This is a genomic window from Brevibacillus sp. NL20B1 (assembly GCF_018195675.1).
GTDB classification, from domain to species: Bacteria; Bacillota; Bacilli; order Brevibacillales; family Brevibacillaceae; genus Brevibacillus; species Brevibacillus aydinogluensis.
The window spans coordinates 55392-71715 of sequence record NZ_JAGTPT010000023.1; the positions used below are offsets into that span (position 1 = coordinate 55392).

Genomic DNA, 16324 nt, shown 5'->3' on the forward strand with positions numbered 1-16324 from the left:
ACTGAAAGGTGCCTATAGCACTAAACAGTAACAATGGCACAAAAAAGTACGTACTTTCTATGCTGTCCTATATGTTACATAATACGATATGTCGTTGTCGATAAGAAATCCTGACAACAGACAGGAGGGATGACTCCGGGTTCACTGTTTGTCAGCGTAATACCTATTTTTCCTATCGACATACAATTATTTAAGTTCAAGGAGGTTGCCATTTATGGCTGTACTCAATCATTCTCACGCCAATGGCAACGGGACAAAGCACCATGGTTTCTTTGCCCTGCTTGCGCTGGCAATCAGCGCCTTTGCCATTGGGACAACAGAATTTATCAGCGTGGGCTTGCTTCCATCCATCTCGGAGGATATGCACGTTTCCGTCACCACCGCTGGGCTCACCGTTTCTCTCTATGCCCTGGGAGTGGCGTTTGGCGCCCCGATATTGACGTCCCTGACCTCAGCGATGTCCAGAAAGACGCTGCTGATGTGGATCATGATTGTATTTGTAATCGGGAACAGTATCGCCGCCACTGCCACGAGCTTTGAGATTCTGCTCCTCGCCCGAGTCATTTGCTCCTTTTCCCACGGGGTGTTTATGTCCATCGGTTCAACGATTGCGGCTGATCTGGTGCCGGAGGATCGGCGGGCGAGCGCCATCGCGTTCATGTTCACCGGCCTGACGGTGGCCATGGTGACAGGTGTGCCGTTTGGAACCTTTATCGGGCAAACGTTTGGCTGGCGCTATTCCTTTGCGGGGATTGCCGCGATTGGCCTGCTTGCACTGGTGGCCAACACCATTTTGGTTCCGGCGCGTCTTCGTCAGGGTGCACCCACCACATTCGCGGATCAATGGAAACTGATTACAAACGGCCGCTTGCTTCTTGTCTTCATTATCACGGCGTTGGGTTATGGCGGGACGTTTGTCGTCTTTACGTATCTCTCTGTGATTCTGCAGGAGATTACGGGATTTCAAGCCGGCACGGTAAGCATCATCCTGCTTGTCTACGGGGGCGCGATCGCAATCGGCAACATCATAGGCGGCAAAGCATCCAATCGCAATCCCATCCGATCGCTGTTCTACATGTTTATTATCCAGGCGATTGTGCTGCTGCTGCTGCTGTTTACCGCACCGTACATGGGGGTGGGACTTGTCACGATCATTTTGATGGGACTGTTTGCCTTCATGAACGTTCCGGGACTGCAGTTGTACGTGGTCCAGCTGGCTGAGAAGTACGTGCCGTCTGCAGTTGATGTGGCTTCTGCTATTAATATTGCCGCATTCAATGCCGGCATTGCGATCGGGTCTTACCTGGGTGGCATCGTCACCGATTCACTGGGGCTCCTCCATACTTCTTGGGTAGGTGCCTTGATGGTGGCGGGAGCCGTGGTTCTCTCCCGGTGGAGCATGGTTCTGGAGCGAAGCAGCCGCGTTGATTCCATCGCATGAGAAACGTATGAGAAAGGAGGTGGTGCACTTGGGTATGACGGCATTGAAGAAAATGATTCCGTCGCGGCGCATGACATTTGGCGTTGAGCTTCCCCTGGATACCGACTGGTCACCGGCGGGACTCAAACAAGCGGAACAAGAGGGACGTCCCTTCGGTGTTCCGAACATGGAGCGTCATGCGGAGTATGCCCGATTGGTGGATCGGCTTGGCTTTACATCGATGTGGCTGCGGGATGTGCCCATTTTTGATCCCCATCGTTTTGGCGATGCCGCTCAATTGTTTGACCCCTTTGCGTATTTGGGATATCTCGCTGCCATTACGAATGAGGTCATCCTGGCCACGGGGGCGATTGTGCTCCCGCTGCGCCATCCGTATCATGTCGCCAAAGCCGCTGCCACTGTTGACCAGCTGTCCGGAGGGCGTTTCGTGATGGGGATTGCTACCGGAGACCGCCCGGTGGAGTTTCCGCTGTTCGGGGTGGAAGCTGAGCGGAAAGGGGAAATCTTCCGCCAAAGCGTCCGCATGATCAGGCATGCGTGGAACCGGGATCAGATGTTGGTAGACAACGAGCTCGATCTGCTCCCCAAGCCGGTTCAAGCAACGATCCCGCTCGTCATGGCGGGGCGGGGGACGCAAACACTGGACTGGATCGTTCAGCATCTGGATGCGTGGTTCAACTATCCCCGAGGAATCGCAGCGACTGAACAGCAGATGGCCGAGTGGATCAAAGCGCATGAGGACCATGGCATAACAGAGCGGAAACCGTATATTTCCGCGTATCATCTGGATCTCCACGAGGATCCGGACCACCCGGCAGAGCCGTTTAAGTTCGGGGCCACGATTGGCAGAAACGAACTCATTCGCCATTTGCAAAAGCTTGAGGAGATTGGGGTTGCGCACATCGCGTTTCATTTTCGCCACTCGCAGCGCCCGATTCCGGAAGTCCTGCACGAGTTGGCCGAATACGTACTGCCAGCGTTTCAGCAGCAAACAGCAAAATGAGGAGGAAGAATCATGGAAAAAAGACGATTGGGAGACAGTGAACTGTTTACGTCGGTGATTGGATTTGGCGCCTGGGCCGCTGGAAAAACAGGGTGGGGCGATGTTGAGGAACGGTCGATCGTGGAAGCGATCCAGACCGCGTACGATCTGGGGGTGAACTTCTTTGACACGGCACCTTTCTATGGATACGGTGAATCGGAACGCATCCTGGGAAAAACGCTCAAACCGGTGCGCGACAAGGTCATCATCGCCACGAAGTTTGGTCTTGTCTGGGATGACAAGGGCGGTTTGGTGAAGGATGTCAGCCGCAAAAACATCCTGCGCGAGATTGATGAAAGCCTGAAAAACCTGGACACCGACTACATTGACCTGTATCAGGTGCACTGGCCGGATGACAGGACACCGATCCAGGAAACGATGGAAACGCTGAACGAACTGGTCCAAAGCGGCAAAGTACGTTACATCGGCGTATCCAACTTCTCTATGGAACAAATGGAGGAAGCCCGCAAATACGCTCATGTCGTTTCGCTACAGTCCCAATACAACCTGCTCCAGCGCAGCGTGGAGAAAGCCGAGTATCCGTACGTGGAGCGTGTCGGCATGGGATTCATTCCGTACAGCCCCCTGGCGCAAGGGCTGCTGACAGGGAAGTTCACCAAAGAAACGAAGATTTCCGAACAAGATGTACGGCGTCAGTTTAATCCGCTGTTCAAAGACGGTGAATTTGAAGCAAACGTGGAGAAAGTGGAGAAAATGCGCGCCGTCGCAGATCGTTATGGCAAGCCGCTGGCGCAAGTCGCCGTCAACTGGCTGCTGGCTAAGCCGGCTGTAGCCACGGTCATTACCGGTGCCAAAAACAAGGAGCAGGTGATTGAGAACGTGAAAGCGGCAGAATGGAAGCTGCTTCCTGAAGATGTCGAGGCATTGGCTGGCATGACCAAGTAACGATTCACAAAAAAATAACGAGAACTGCTTGTGCGAAATGGCTTCTGTGTCCTGCAGAAGCCATTTCGTGTAGTCGCAGAAAACGCAGATGTTGATGCCATCACACTTCCGCCGGGATTGCGTTGTATTTTTTCGAAAGGGCGTTTTCCAAAAACATGGACGACACTTTCCGAAATTTCGGAATGATCCCGCCAATACGAGTGTGTCGGTCACGACCGCGGAACACGTAGAATCCTGCTTGCGACAAGTTTTTGCAAAAAGTTCGACAGTTTGGCACAATCCCTGCATTAATGATGAAAGCGATTTCATCCATTTGTCTTGGGAGGAGTGCGAAACGTGAGCGTATGTGAATCGATTGAACAGGCCCTGGCTGGCATCACAGACGGGGCGACCATCATGGTGGGCGGTTTTGGCCTGGTCGGCATCCCGGAACATTTGATCATGGGCCTGTACGAAAAAGGGGTGAAGAATCTCACCGTCATCTCGAACAACTGCGGCGTGGATGACTGGGGTCTGGGGATTCTCCTGCGGAACAGGCAGATCAAAAAAATGATTTCGTCCTATGTGGGAGAAAACAAGGAGTTTGAGCGGCAGTTTTTGTCCGGAGAGCTGGAAGTGGAACTGGTTCCCCAAGGGACGCTGGCGGAGCGAATTCGCGCAGGGGGCGCCGGCATTCCGGCCTTTTACACCCCGGCTGGCGTCGGCACCCCCATCCAGGAGGGCAAGGAAGTCCGCACGTTCAACGGCAAGGAATACGTACTGGAAACGGGGCTTCGGGCCGATTTTGCCCTGGTGAAAGCCTGGAAGGGAGATACGCTGGGCAATCTCATCTACAACAAGACAGCCCGCAACTTCAATCCGATCATGGCCGCTGCCGGGGCGATCACCATCGCCGAGGTGGAAGAGTTGGTGGACGTGGGCCAACTGGACCCGGACGCCGTTCATACCCCCAGCATTTACGTGCAGCGGATCATTCGCTGTGAGAACTATCAGAAACGCATCGAAAAACGTACGGTGAGAAGCTAGGAGGGAGCTGTCCTGATGTTAACGCGAGAACAGATTGCCAAAAGGGCCGCGCAGGAAATTGAAAACGGTTTCTACGTCAACCTGGGAATCGGGATTCCCACACTGGTCGCCAACTACATTCCGGCGGACAAACAGGTCGTGCTGCAGTCAGAAAACGGGCTGCTCGGAATCGGACCGTATCCGACGGAAGACGAGGTGGACCCGGACTGCATCAACGCCGGCAAGGAGACGATCACGATGATTCCCGGCGCTTGTCTGTTTGACAGCGCGGAATCGTTCGCGATGATTCGCGGCGGCCACATCGACGTCGCCATCCTGGGCGCGATGGAAGTCTCCGAGCGGGGGGACCTGGCCAACTGGATGATCCCGGGCAAGATGGTCAAGGGAATGGGCGGCGCCATGGACCTGGTGCATGGAGCCAAGAAGATCGTCGTGATCATGGAGCATGTAAACAAGTACGGCGAGCCGAAAATCCTGAAAAACTGCCGCCTGCCGCTGACCGGCAAAGAGGTGGTTCACCGCATCATTACGGATCGTGCCGTCCTTGACGTCACGCCGCAGGGGTTGGAACTGGTAGAGGTAGTTGAAGGCTATTCCCCGGCTGATATTCAAGCGTGTACCGAGCCTGAGCTGATTGTCTCCCCCAATCTGCGCGTCCTGTCATCCGCTGCGTTGTAACGTAGCGGACGGGACTCGGCGTTTGGGTGAGGGGCAGGAAAGGAGAATGGTATGGTTATCGAAGTGTTGGCGATTCTCGTCTCGTTGGGACTCTTGATGTTTTTTGCCTACCGCGGCTATCCCGTCATCGTGTTTGCGCCGATATTTACCCTGTTGGCCGCTGTTCTGTCGGGACTTGCGCTGATGCCCAGCTACACGGAGACGTTCATGACCAACGCCGCCAACTATGTAAAGTCGTTCTTTCCCGTCTTCCTGTTGGGCGCGATCTTTGGCAAGGTGATGGAAATGAACGGAGCGGCCGCATCCATCGCCCAGTCGATCGTCAAGGCGCTCGGTTCCAATCGGGCGATTCTGGCTGTCGTGCTGGCCTGCAGCATTTTGACCTATGGCGGCGTCTCGCTGTTCGTCGTGGCGTTTGCGGTGTACCCGTTTGCCGCCGCCATTTTTCGCGAGGCCAACATCCCAAAACGGCTGATTCCGGGCGCGATTGCCCTCGGCGCGTTTACCTACACGATGGATGCGCTTCCCGGTACGCCGCAGATTCAGAACATCATCCCCACCAACTATTTTGGGACCGATGCGTACGCCGCTCCGCTGGTCGGGATCATCGGTGCCGTCATGGTCTTTAGCGGCGGCCTCTTCTGGCTGGAGCGCAGGCGCAAACAGGCAGCCGCAGCCGGCGAGGGATACGGAGAAGGCCACATCAACGAACCGGAGCTCAACCGGGAGCAAACCTACATGAACATTTGGCTGGCCGTGCTCCCGTTGGTGCTGGTCCTGGTGTCCAACTACCTGTTCAGCAGAGGGTTTCTGAGCGTGGAGACGTGGTACGACCCGCAGCTTTTGAAGGACAACTACAACATTGACAAGGTGAAGAACGTCGCCTCCTCCTGGGCGCTGATCATCGCCTTGAGCATCGGCATCCTGGCTGCGGTGCTGATCAATCTGAACCAGGTGAAAACCAAGCTCGCCTCCGGTTTGACCACCGCCGCGATGGGGGCTCTGCTGGCCATTTTCAACACGGCGTCCGAGGTGGGATTCGGCAACGTGGTTAAAACGCTGCCCGGTTTCAAGCTGATTCAAGAATGGATTCTCGGGGTCAGCAGCCATCCACTGGTTTCCGAAGCCGTGGCCGTCAACGTGCTCGCGGGAATTACCGGATCGGCGTCTGGCGGCATGTCCATTGCGCTGGAAGTGATGGGAAAACAGTACCTGGAGCTGGCGCAGGCGGCCGGCATCAGTCCGGAGCTTCTGCACCGGATCGCCTCGATGGCTTCCGGCGGGATGGATACCTTGCCGCATAACGGAGCCGTCATTACCCTGCTGGCAATCACGGGGCTGACGCACCGCCAGTCCTACAAGGACATTTTTGCGATCACTGTGTTGAAGACGCTGACTGTCTTTATTCTGGCAATCTCCGCTTCGCTTTTCGTCTAGGTCCATCCTGCAACCGGGGCGAAGTCGTTTTGGGTACCAATTGGTAAGAAGGAGTGTGTCATCGTGAACAAGCTGCTGGAAGGAAAAGTCGCACTGGTCACCGGTGCAGCAAGCGGGATCGGATATGAAATCGCCCGGACGTTTGCCCGGGAAGGAGCCAAGGTGCTGCTGCTGGACCTCAACCGGGAGGCCGTGGAAAAAGCGGCCGAGCAGCTCAGGGGCGAAGGGGGGGAAGCCCTGGGAGCAGGCTGTGACGTGACGGATGAAGGCCAGCTCAAGGCGAGCATTGAGAAGAGCGTGGAGACGTTTGGCCGGCTGGACATCCTGGTCAACAATGCGGGGATGCAGTTTGTGTCGCCGATCGAGGATTTCCCGACCGACACATTTGAGAAGCTGCTCTCCATCATGCTCACGGCGCCGTTTATCGCCATCAAGCACGCCTTTCCCGTCATGAAGCGTCAGGGACATGGGCGGATCATCAACATGGCCTCGATCAACGGACTGATCGGGTTTGCCGGGAAAGCGGCCTACAACAGCGCCAAGCACGGGGTGATCGGCCTGACCAAAGTGGCCGCTCTTGAGGGAGCCGCCCACGGCATCACTGTGAACGCGCTGTGTCCGGGGTACGTGGACACGCCGCTTGTGCAAAATCAGTTGGCCGATCTGGCAAAGACCCGCAACGTCCCGCTGGAACGCGTGATGGAAGAAGTCATATACCCGCTCGTCCCGCAGCGGCGGCTGCTGTCTGTGCAGGAAATTGCCGAATATGCCGTCTTTCTGGCAAGTGACAAGGCCAGGGGTGTGACGGGGCAGGCCGTGGTAATTGACGGCGGGTATACGGCACAGTAAGACCGCTCGCCTTCCCGTCTGCTGCCGCCGTCTCCACACCCGGGCCCCGGGTGCCAGGCAATCATTCAGGCTGTCGACATCGTCGGCAGCCTGGTTGTTTTCCCGGAGAAAAAGCCACGCACGCTACGAGTTGGTCGCCATGATGCTGAGCGGCCCCGTTTCGCTGATAATCGGCTCCAGGTCGAACACCGAGATGGGAAACATGGGGAAGCCCACGTAATACGGCGTGATCTCGTACAGTTGAAAATAGATGACGAGCGCCTTGTCGGCCACGTAGAAATCCTGGTCGGGTCTGATCGCCTTGAACGGCTCCAGGGTGGGAATATGCCGATTGGCGATCTGTGTTTTGATGTTGTCTGACAGCACCTTGACATAGTCGCTGCCCGGTTTGAACAGGTCCCGCAGGGAAAAGACTTGCCCGGTCTGCACATCTGCTGTGAGCGACATCATATAGGTCATGCCGTGGGCCATCGGAGGCGTGTAGGCGTAGTTGTTCAGGGTGACGCTGAAGATGCCTCGCTGATTGTTTTTGATTTCGTAGCTTCCCTGCATTTCCGTCGTTCCCGGCACCTGGCTTTCATGCTGCTGGTTGATCAAATCCTGCACGTACCGCGACAAGGTTTGGTTGATGTTCTGTTCGGCCTGTCGATTGGCCAAACCGGCCACCTGCGGGTAATAAATGGTTACGTTCGGGCGGCTGATCGTGTGGGTCAGCACGGTGGTCGGCAGTTGATTCATTTCCATGGCGTTCCCGTTCCCTTCTTGAGAAATGTGATCCTGCTTTAGCCTATTCGTCAGAGGGGCCAAATGGTCATGGCAAACCGCGTTTCTGATTCGGCGGAACTACGGGCGCGTTAGAACTTTTTTCACATGTTCTCCATGATCCCAATAGAACTTGGAAGATTTTTCAGGATATAATGACAAAAGAATGCTGTATTCACCATAGCAGTAAAGGAGGAAATTATGCTTCAGACCATGTTTCAGTTGGTCCGCAACACCTTGACCAACAAAGAGGGCTTCATGATTTTTATTCTCTGGAATCATCTGTGGCTGGCCGGAATCATCGCGTATCAGGAAGACGTGAACTTCTGGAAGCTGACATCACTGGGCCTGCTGATGACACTGATTGTTTCACCGTACTACTTCATCCGCAAAGGCAGTTACGTGATTCGCTACCTGGTCGCGATCGGCTTTATGTATTACTCCATCGCATTCGACCACTTTACGTCTTATCCGGAGACGGCGTTTATTTCCTTTATCGTGCTCGGCTTCCTCGCGGCCTATCTGGACTGGAAGCTGGTCGTCTTCGCCGGGATTGTCCAGATCGCGGCAACATTTGTCGGGTTTTACACCGGTTTCTACGACATGTTCGATGAAGGCCGGACAGAAGTGAATCTGATCCTGCACCTCGTGTCTGTCGCATTGATGATCGTCGGCTTGACCTACCTGTGTCTGGCCGGACAAGCCTCGCTGAACAAAGCGGAGACGGCGAGGCGGGAAGCAGAGGAAAAAGAACAGCGGCTGGCGGAGCTTTTGGGCCACATCCGCATGGTGACGGAACAGTTGGACCGCACGTCGGAGCACGTGCATGAGCACGCGGAGACGACCAAGCGGAATACGGACGAGATGATGGTTGCGTTCCGCGAAGTGGCCACGGGGATGGAGGCGCAGGCCAACTCCACGGTGAAGATCGAGGAGGAAGTCCAGTCGATCGACCACGAGATCGTGGCGGTCAACGAACAGGCCAACGCGATGAAGGCGGAGGCCGATCAGAACAACCGCCGCCTCACCGAGAGCATCGGCATGATGAACGAGCTGTCGCATCAGATGGAGCAGATCGTGCAGGCGGTCAATGTGGCCTCGTCCACCATCCGCGAGCTGAATCGGCAGGCCAACCGGGTGGAGGAGATCGTGCAGACGATCAACCAGATTGCGACCCAGACCAACCTGCTGGCGCTCAACGCGGCGATCGAATCGGCCCGGGCCGGGGAACACGGACGCGGCTTTGCCGTGGTGGCCGACGAGGTGCGAAAACTGGCCGAACAAAGCGCTACCGCTACCCAGGAGATTGCCGAAATCCTGCAGTCGCTGCACAAGGAGAGCGAAAACGCCGTGCGCCACATGAGCAACGGGGAATCGTCGGTGGCCAAGGGACAGGAGCTGGCCGTCCAGACTGTCACCTCGATCGAGACGGTTCGGGCCGGAATGGAATCGTTCCTGCAGGCCGTCGAGCACGTGCGCTCCAGCATGGACAGGGTAAAGCTGCGCTCCGGTGAAGTGGCCGCCGAGATGTCGACGATTACGGCTGTGACGGAACAATCGGTGGCCAATCTGGAAGAGCTGTTTGCCACGGCGGAAAATCAGCATCAAAAGGTGCGGGAAATCACGGAAGAACTGGGCGAACTGAACGCGCTGTCGCGCAGATTGCAGCAGTCGTTTCGAGACCAACAAACATAATGTTTTGAAATGACAAAAAAATCATTTGCAATGTGAGAACCTTTTGCTAGAATTAGAGACATTACAACTGGATAGCGGATTCACCTTACCTTATCAAGAGAGGCGGAGGGACTGGCCCGATGAAGCCCGGCAACCACTGTACCCCGGTACAGAAAGGTGCCAATTCCTGCAAAACCCTCGGGTTTTGACAGATGAGGAAGAGGTTGGCGCAACTTGGCGAACTCTTCCTCTAGGAAGAGTTTTTTTCATACCATCATCAGGTGCGCCTTCCTGGGAAAAGGGGGAATATATCGAACGTTTATGGTGTATATTTACTAAAATATTCGTGTTTTGCCTTGAAACTTTCGAAAAAAACCCGTAAATTACCGGTATTGGAGTTAAAAAACTTTTTTACTAGATAGGAGAGAACAGCATGAAAAAGTACCTGTTGGCATTGACGACGTTTGCCGTACTGTTGGCCGGATGTGCGGCGGGAGGCGGTGCACCGGAGGGACAAGCCGGCGGCCATGAAGGCGGCGAGAAGAAGCGGGTCGCGCTGATCTTGCCGGAGAAGATCGGGGTCAACCCGTTTTTCCAGCAGATGGACGAGGGTGCCAAGAAAGCGGCGCAGGAATTTGGTGTCGACGTCAAAACCATCGAGTCGACCGACCATTTCGCCATCGAGGAGAACATCCGCGCGGCCGTGGCCGAGCAATACGATTTGATCATTACGTCGTCGTTTGAATCGGAGGATGCGCTGAAAAAAGTGGCGGCGGAAAACCCGGACCGCGTGTTTGCCATCATCGATACTGTCGTGGACTTGCCCAATGTCAGCAGCGTGGTATTTCGCGAACATGAAGCCTCCTATCTGATGGGAGCAGCTGCCGGCCTGGCGACCAAGACCAACAAGGTGGGGATCGTCGCGGCGATGGACATTCCGCTTTTGAAAAAGTGGACGGTCGGCTTCCAGGAGGGACTGAAGGCGACCAATCCGAACGCAGAGGTCTTCGTCAACTACGTCGGCAGCTTTAATGACCCGGCGAAAGCCAAGGAGCTGGCCCTGCTGCAGGCAAACAAGGGAGCAGACTTTGTCTACGGAGCTGCTGCTGTCGGCGACCTTGGCGTGTTTGAAGCAGCCAAGGAAAAGGGCTTCTACACCTCCGGCCAGGACGTCGACCGCACCGGCATCGATCCGGAACACATCGTCCTGTCCCAGTTGAAAGGGACCGACACGGCCGCCTATGAAACGGTAAAGGCGTTTGTAAACGGCAGCTTGAAACCGGGCGTGCAGACGTACGGCCTGAAGGAAGACGGCGTCGGCGTCACCTACGTCACGCGCGAAAGCGAGACGCCGCTGCATCCGTTCATCGGTGAGGAGGTCATCAACAAGGTGAAAGCGATCAGGGATGAGATCGTGGCGGGTACGCGCAAGGTGCCCGATCCGCTGCAGCAGTAAACGAGACGGCGACCGACTACTGCGGTAGTCGGTTTCCTGTTGAATGGGACCAACAGGAAAAAGGAGGGAAGAGCGGGATGACGTACCGTCTGGAAATGCGCAACATGACGAAAAGATACGGCGATTTTACGGCCAACGACAACGTATCGTTCACGCTGGGGGCTGGCGAGGTCCACGCCATCGTCGGGGAGAACGGCGCCGGCAAAACCACGTTGATGCGGATGCTGTACGGCATGGAACAGCCGACGTCCGGGGAGATCGTGCTAAACGGCCGCCCGGTGGTCTTTCGCGGCCCCGACGACGCGATCCGACACGGCATCGGGATGGTGCACCAGCACTTCATGCTGTTTCCCGATTTCAGCGTAATGGAGAACATCGTCATCGGCTATGAACCGCAGCGTGCCGGCCTGTTCCGGCGCAAGGATGCGGTGGAGGCGGTGCGGGCCCTCAGTGAGCGCTACCGCATCCCGATTGACGTGACCGCCCGTGTATCGCAATGCTCGGTCGGGGAGCAGCAGCGCGTGGAAATTCTCAAGGTGCTGTACCAGGGAGCGGACATCATCGTACTGGACGAGCCGACCGCTGTCCTGACACCGCTGGAGGTAAAGGAACTGCTGCAGACGATTCGCCACCTGGCGGAGAGCGGCAAGAGCGTCATCCTGATCACGCACAAGCTCAAGGAAGTGATGGAGGTGGCCGACCGAATCACCGTGCTGCGCGGCGGCCGGGTGACCGGGACCGTTTCCCGGCAGGAGACCAGCGTGGACGAACTGGCCCGGCTGATGGTGGGCCGTGACCTGCAGCCGTTGAGTGAGCGGGTGAGCCTGGACGGCAGGCCCCTCCTGCAGGTGGAAAACCTGACCGTTTCCGACCGGCAGACGATCGTGGACAGCGTTACATTTACCGTGCACCACGGGGAAATCGTCGGAATCGCCGGGGTCTCGGGCAACGGCCAGTCGGAACTGCTGCAAGCCATCACCGGACTGCGGCCGGTCACGGCGGGCAGGGTGCTGCTGGGCGGAAAGGACGTCACCAACCGTCCTGTGGCAGCCATACGTGAAGCGGGAGTGGCCCATGTCCCGGAAGACCGCTACCTGTGGGGAACGGCCAAGCAGGAGAGCGTGGAGGAAAACGCCTTGATGGGCTACCAGCGCAAACCGGCGTTCAGCCGTCGCGGCGTCATTTTGCGGGACGCGTTTCGCCGCGTGGTGGAGCAGTGGGTGGAGCGTTTTGCCATTAAGACCGGTTCCCGGCACTTGCAGGAGCAGGCGGGCAACCTGTCCGGCGGCAATCTGCAAAAACTGATCGTCGCCCGCGAGCTGGGGCAACAGACGCCGCTGTTGGTCGCTGCCGAGCCGACGCGCGGCGTGGACATCGGGGCGATGGAACACATCCACCAGGCGCTGATCGAAAAGCGAAACAGCGGCGATGGAATCCTGCTCGTCTCGTCGGAGCTGTCGGAGATTCTGGCGCTGTCTGACAGAATTCTGGTCATGTACAAGGGACGAATCGTCGGCGAACTGAAGCGGTCGGAGGCGACGGAAGAGAAAATCAGCGTGTTGATGGCAGGAGGAAGCATCCATGGAAGCGGTCAAAAAGCTGTGTAAACCGCTGGTCCAGCCGCTGTTGGCGGTGGTGATCGGCTTGTTGACGGGAGCAGTCGTCATCAGCGCGGTAGGCGAATCGATCCTGGATACCTACCAGCAGATGTGGAAAGGAGCGTTTGGGAGCTACTACTCCTTTGCCTCCACATTGGCCCGGTCCACCCCGATCATGCTGATCGGGCTGGGGCTGTCGCTGGCGTTTCGCGCCGGGGTGTTTAATCTGGGCGCCGAGGGGCAGATGGTGCTGGGGGCGATCTGCGCGACGCTGGTCGGACTGTACCTGCCCGGTCCCGGACTGGTGAAAATGCTGGCCGCGCTGGCGGCCGGTGTGGCCGCAGGCGGTCTCTGGTCGCTTTTGGCCGGGTACATGGAGGCGAAGTTTCGCGTCCAACTGCTCATCACCACTCTGCTGCTCAACTACATCGCCGTCCTGTTTGCCGGGTATTTGGTGAGTGAACCGTTTCAGGACAAGACAGGCTCGGCAGCGCTGGCTCAGACGTCCATGCTGGAAAAGAGCGTCTGGCTGCCCAAGCTGTTTGCCGGCATGAGCGTACACGCCGGCTTTCTGATGGCGTTGGCTGCTGCTCTGGCGTTGTTCTGGATCGTCCGGTTCACCCCGTTTGGCTACGAGGTGAAGATGCTCGGACACAATCCGTTGTTTGCCCAATACGGCGGGATTGACAAGGATCGGGTGATGCTTGTGGCGATGTTTGCCAGCGGAGGATTGGCCGGGCTGGCCGGCACCGTGGAAGTGCTGGGGGCGCATTACCGGTACGTCGACGGCGCGTTGACCGTCCCCGGGTATGCCTGGACGGGCCTGATGGCCACGCTGCTGGCCAATTCCCACCCGATCGGCGTCGTGTTTACCTCGATACTGCTGGCCGCCCTGCAGACGGGTGCGATGGGCGTGGAGCGCAACACCGAGGTACCGCTGGAGTTGGCCAGCGTCATCCAGGCCGTGCTGATTCTGTTTATCTCCGCCAAAATCAGTCATGACTGGTGGAAAAACCGCAAGAGCAAGAGGAGGGAGTCGCATGGAGTTGTTTGATGGAGCACTTGTCAGTTCCACCATCCGGATGGTGACTCCGATCCTCCTGGCGGCACTGGGCGGCGCGCTGTGCGCCCGGGTGGGCATCTTCAACGTCGGGCTGGAGGGGCTGGTGCTGGTCGGAGCGTTTTCCGCCATCGTCGGCAATCACTTTACCGGCAGCCTGCCGCTGGCTGTGCTGTTTGCCGCCGCCGTCACCGTGCTGTTTTCGCTGTTGTTTGCCTACATGACGATCGGACTGAAGGCAAATGAAATCATCGTCGGCGTGGCGATCAATTTCCTCGCGCTGGGGTTGACCACGTTTGCGCTGCGCGCCGTCTTCGGCGTGAAAGGGGCGTTTTACGACAAGGACATGGCCGGGCTGCCGCAGTGGCGGATTTCCTGGGTGGCAGACATCCCCGTGCTGGGGGACATCCTGTCGGGGCATTCGCCGCTGGTCTACGCGGCCTTTTTGGCGGCGGTGCTGCTGCACCTGTTCTTTGCCCACACCGTGACCGGCTTCCGTGTGCTGGCGGCCGGGATGAATCCGGTAGCGGCCCGCAGCCTTGGCCTGAAGGTGACGCGCCTGCAGGTGCTGGCCGTGGTGTTGTGCGGCGTTCTCTGCGGCATGGCCGGGGCCCAGTTATCGCTTGGGCAGGTGACCATGTTTACCGAAGGCATGACGGCGGGGCGCGGCTTTATCGCGCTGGTGGCAATGATGTTGGGGCAGTCTCACCCGTTGGGCATTCTCGCCTCCAGCCTGCTGTTCGGATTGATGGACGCGCTCAGTATCCGGCTGCAGGGCTTTTCGCTGCCGACGCAGTTTACCGCGATGCTGCCCTATGTACTGACGATTGCGGCGATGTTCTTCCTCAAGGACAAGGGCACAGCCGCAAGCACCGCCAGCCAGCAGAGTGCCCGCTAGACAAAAGACGGACTGACCTGGGAGGAAACGGGAAGATGAACAAGGCAGAGCGGATCAAACGGATGAGGGTGCCCGCGGTCGATCCGGCCCTGGCTCGGCGGCTGCCGCCGGGACAGGTGCTGACGGAGCGGTTTCCGATCCTGCATGAGGGGGAGGTGCCTGTCTACGACCTGGAGACGTGGACGCTGCGGGTCTTCGGGGAAGTCGATCGGGAGGTAACGCTCTCGTATGCCGACATCATGGCGATGCCGCAGACGACGATCACCTGTGACATTCACTGCGTCACCCGCTGGTCCCGGTTTGACAACCGGTTTACCGGCGTTCGTTTCCGCGACTTCCTGGCAGCGGCCGGTGTCACACCGCGGGGCAGGTATGTGATGCTGCACGGCGATTACGGCTATACGGCAAACGCGGCGCTGGCCGACCTGGAACGAGACGACGTGCTGCTGGCCCACTCCTTTGACGGAGCGCCGCTGACGGACAAGCACGGTTGGCCGCTAAGGCTGATCGTGCCGCACCTCTACTTTTGGAAGAGCGTGAAATGGCTGCGCGGAATCGAATTCATGAACGAAAACAACCCTGGCTTCTGGGAGCAAAACGGTTTTCATCTGAACGGAGACCCGTTTCGCGAAGAGCGTTTCTCCGGCGAAGCCCTGCCGATTCCGGAAGACGAATGGGAGAAAAAGGAGTTTGATTGATGATGCTGCCCAATCTGAAAATTGACCCGGAAAACCTGCCAAAGCGCGCGATCGTCTGCGGCGATCCGAAGCGGGCAGCCCGCATTGCCGCCCTGCTGGACGAGAGCAAGGCGATCGGGGAAAACCGGGAATACCACAGTTATGCGGGAACGTGGAACGGCACGGCGGTGGCCGTCGTCAGCCACGGCGTCGGCTCGCCGGGGGCGGCCGTCTGCTTTGAAGAGCTGGCCAAAGGCGGCGTGAAGACCATCATCCGTGTCGGAACGGCCGGTTCCTACCAAAAAACGATCGAACCCGGCAGCCTGGTGATCAGCACGGCGGCTGTCCGCCGGGACGGACTGACCAGCCAATTGGTGCCGCCGGGTTTCCCGGCCGTGGCCGACCGCCGCGTCGTCGATGCGCTGGCCGCCGCAGCCGCGAAGCGCGATACGGGACTCCATGTGGCCGAGGGCGTGACACTGACGATGGACATGTTTTACAGCGGCGTGGTGGAGTTTCCGCACAAGCTGTACCAACAGGCGGGCGTGCTGGCCGTGGAGATGGAGAATGCGGCCCTGTTCGTGATTGCTGCGCTCCGAGGCATGCGTGCCGGTTCCATCCTGGCGATCGATGGGTACGCCGACGCTGATCTGTTGGAAACGTACAACCCTCATACGGAGACCACGGCCAAAGCGATTGAGGCAGAAGCGCGCATCGCGCTGGATGCGATCGTGGCGGTGGAGAATTGAGTGAAATAAACAGCCCCGATATGAAATAGAGTGCACCCCTTAAAGTAGACATTGGAAAAACCCCTTGGGAT

15 protein-coding genes and 1 riboswitch are annotated in these 16324 nt (G+C 57.7%); of the genes, 14 read left to right on the forward strand and 1 reads right to left on the reverse strand.

Features of this window, described 5'->3' with window-relative positions:
* Positions 1–214: 214 nt before the first annotated feature.
* From KDN35_RS15230 to KDN35_RS15260, 7 genes are all read left to right on the forward strand, one after another.
* Positions 215–1441 carry an MFS transporter gene (locus KDN35_RS15230; protein WP_171563986.1) on the forward strand — a complete coding sequence of 409 codons (1227 nt, stop codon included), beginning with the start codon at positions 215–217 and terminating at the stop codon, positions 1439–1441.
* Between the two features lie 34 nt (positions 1442–1475).
* A complete protein-coding gene (locus KDN35_RS15235; RefSeq protein WP_230077857.1) occupies positions 1476–2444 on the forward strand; it encodes a TIGR03571 family LLM class oxidoreductase in 969 nt (322 codons plus the stop codon).
* Between the two features lie 12 nt (positions 2445–2456).
* Positions 2457–3389: an aldo/keto reductase gene (locus tag KDN35_RS15240; protein ID WP_171563987.1), complete on the forward strand. Its 933-nt coding sequence runs from the start codon at positions 2457–2459 to the stop codon at positions 3387–3389.
* A 336-nt stretch (positions 3390–3725) separates the two neighbouring features.
* The gene (locus KDN35_RS15245; protein ID WP_171563988.1) at positions 3726–4415 is read left to right on the forward strand and encodes a CoA transferase subunit A; all 690 of its coding nucleotides are present in this window, start codon (positions 3726–3728) and stop codon (positions 4413–4415) included.
* A gap of 12 nt (positions 4416–4427) precedes the next feature.
* A complete protein-coding gene (locus KDN35_RS15250; protein WP_283092152.1) occupies positions 4428–5093 on the forward strand; it encodes a CoA transferase subunit B in 666 nt (221 codons plus the stop codon).
* A gap of 51 nt (positions 5094–5144) precedes the next feature.
* On the forward strand, positions 5145–6530 hold the full coding sequence (locus KDN35_RS15255; RefSeq protein ID WP_212133139.1) for a GntP family permease: 1386 nt from the start codon (positions 5145–5147) through the stop codon (positions 6528–6530).
* A gap of 63 nt (positions 6531–6593) precedes the next feature.
* Positions 6594–7379: a 3-hydroxybutyrate dehydrogenase gene (locus KDN35_RS15260; protein ID WP_212133140.1), complete on the forward strand. Its 786-nt coding sequence runs from the start codon at positions 6594–6596 to the stop codon at positions 7377–7379.
* A gap of 123 nt (positions 7380–7502) precedes the next feature.
* Here KDN35_RS15260 and KDN35_RS15265 read toward each other — a convergent pair whose 3' ends face one another.
* On the reverse strand, positions 7503–8123 hold the full coding sequence (locus KDN35_RS15265; RefSeq protein ID WP_212133141.1) for a DUF3298 and DUF4163 domain-containing protein: 621 nt from the start codon (positions 8121–8123) through the stop codon (positions 7503–7505).
* A 231-nt stretch (positions 8124–8354) separates the two neighbouring features.
* Between KDN35_RS15265 and KDN35_RS15270 the strand changes: the two genes are divergently transcribed.
* The 7 genes from KDN35_RS15270 (at position 8355) to KDN35_RS15300 (ending at position 16253) form a co-directional block, all read left to right on the forward strand.
* Positions 8355–9836: a methyl-accepting chemotaxis protein gene (locus tag KDN35_RS15270; protein ID WP_171564195.1), complete on the forward strand. Its 1482-nt coding sequence runs from the start codon at positions 8355–8357 to the stop codon at positions 9834–9836.
* Between the two features lie 87 nt (positions 9837–9923).
* A riboswitch (SAM riboswitch) is annotated at positions 9924–10034 on the forward strand.
* Positions 10035–10248: 214 nt separating this feature from the next.
* A complete protein-coding gene (locus tag KDN35_RS15275) occupies positions 10249–11271 on the forward strand; it encodes a BMP family lipoprotein (protein WP_171563993.1) in 1023 nt (340 codons plus the stop codon).
* A 77-nt stretch (positions 11272–11348) separates the two neighbouring features.
* Positions 11349–12878: an ABC transporter ATP-binding protein gene (locus KDN35_RS15280; RefSeq protein WP_212133142.1), complete on the forward strand. Its 1530-nt coding sequence runs from the start codon at positions 11349–11351 to the stop codon at positions 12876–12878.
* A complete protein-coding gene (locus KDN35_RS15285; protein ID WP_171563995.1) occupies positions 12853–13923 on the forward strand; it encodes an ABC transporter permease in 1071 nt (356 codons plus the stop codon). Before KDN35_RS15280 ends, KDN35_RS15285 begins: the two co-directional genes overlap by 26 nt.
* Entirely contained in the window at positions 13910–14827 is a 918-nt protein-coding gene (locus KDN35_RS15290; protein WP_212133143.1) for an ABC transporter permease, read from the forward strand. The genes KDN35_RS15285 and KDN35_RS15290 overlap by 14 nt, the downstream gene beginning before the upstream one ends.
* Positions 14828–14862: 35 nt before the next feature.
* On the forward strand, positions 14863–15525 hold the full coding sequence (locus KDN35_RS15295) for a sulfite oxidase-like oxidoreductase (protein ID WP_171563997.1): 663 nt from the start codon (positions 14863–14865) through the stop codon (positions 15523–15525).
* A 2-nt stretch (positions 15526–15527) separates the two neighbouring features.
* Positions 15528–16253, forward strand: a complete 726-nt coding sequence (locus KDN35_RS15300) for a nucleoside phosphorylase (protein ID WP_212133148.1) — start codon at positions 15528–15530, stop codon at positions 16251–16253.
* The last annotated feature ends 71 nt before the right edge of the window (positions 16254–16324 follow it).

What these genes read in the sequence shown, in the direction of transcription:
- KDN35_RS15230 (WP_171563986.1), top strand. Translation starts at nt 215, where the DNA reads ATGGCTGTACTCAATCATTCTCACGCCAATGGCAACGGGACAAAGCAC.
- KDN35_RS15235 (WP_230077857.1), top strand. Translation starts at nt 1,476, where the DNA reads ATGACGGCATTGAAGAAAATGATTCCGTCGCGGCGCATGACATTTGGC.
- KDN35_RS15240 (WP_171563987.1), top strand. Translation starts at nt 2,457, where the DNA reads ATGGAAAAAAGACGATTGGGAGACAGTGAACTGTTTACGTCGGTGATT.
- KDN35_RS15255 (WP_212133139.1), top strand. Translation starts at nt 5,145, where the DNA reads ATGGTTATCGAAGTGTTGGCGATTCTCGTCTCGTTGGGACTCTTGATG.
- KDN35_RS15265 (WP_212133141.1), bottom strand. Translation starts at nt 8,123, where the DNA reads ATGGAAATGAATCAACTGCCGACCACCGTGCTGACCCACACGATCAGC.
- KDN35_RS15270 (WP_171564195.1), top strand. Translation starts at nt 8,355, where the DNA reads ATGTTTCAGTTGGTCCGCAACACCTTGACCAACAAAGAGGGCTTCATG.
- KDN35_RS15275 (WP_171563993.1), top strand. Translation starts at nt 10,249, where the DNA reads ATGAAAAAGTACCTGTTGGCATTGACGACGTTTGCCGTACTGTTGGCC.
- KDN35_RS15280 (WP_212133142.1), top strand. Translation starts at nt 11,349, where the DNA reads ATGACGTACCGTCTGGAAATGCGCAACATGACGAAAAGATACGGCGAT.
- KDN35_RS15285 (WP_171563995.1), top strand. Translation starts at nt 12,853, where the DNA reads ATGGAAGCGGTCAAAAAGCTGTGTAAACCGCTGGTCCAGCCGCTGTTG.
- KDN35_RS15290 (WP_212133143.1), top strand. Translation starts at nt 13,910, where the DNA reads ATGGAGTTGTTTGATGGAGCACTTGTCAGTTCCACCATCCGGATGGTG.
- KDN35_RS15295 (WP_171563997.1), top strand. Translation starts at nt 14,863, where the DNA reads ATGAACAAGGCAGAGCGGATCAAACGGATGAGGGTGCCCGCGGTCGAT.
- KDN35_RS15300 (WP_212133148.1), top strand. Translation starts at nt 15,528, where the DNA reads ATGCTGCCCAATCTGAAAATTGACCCGGAAAACCTGCCAAAGCGCGCG.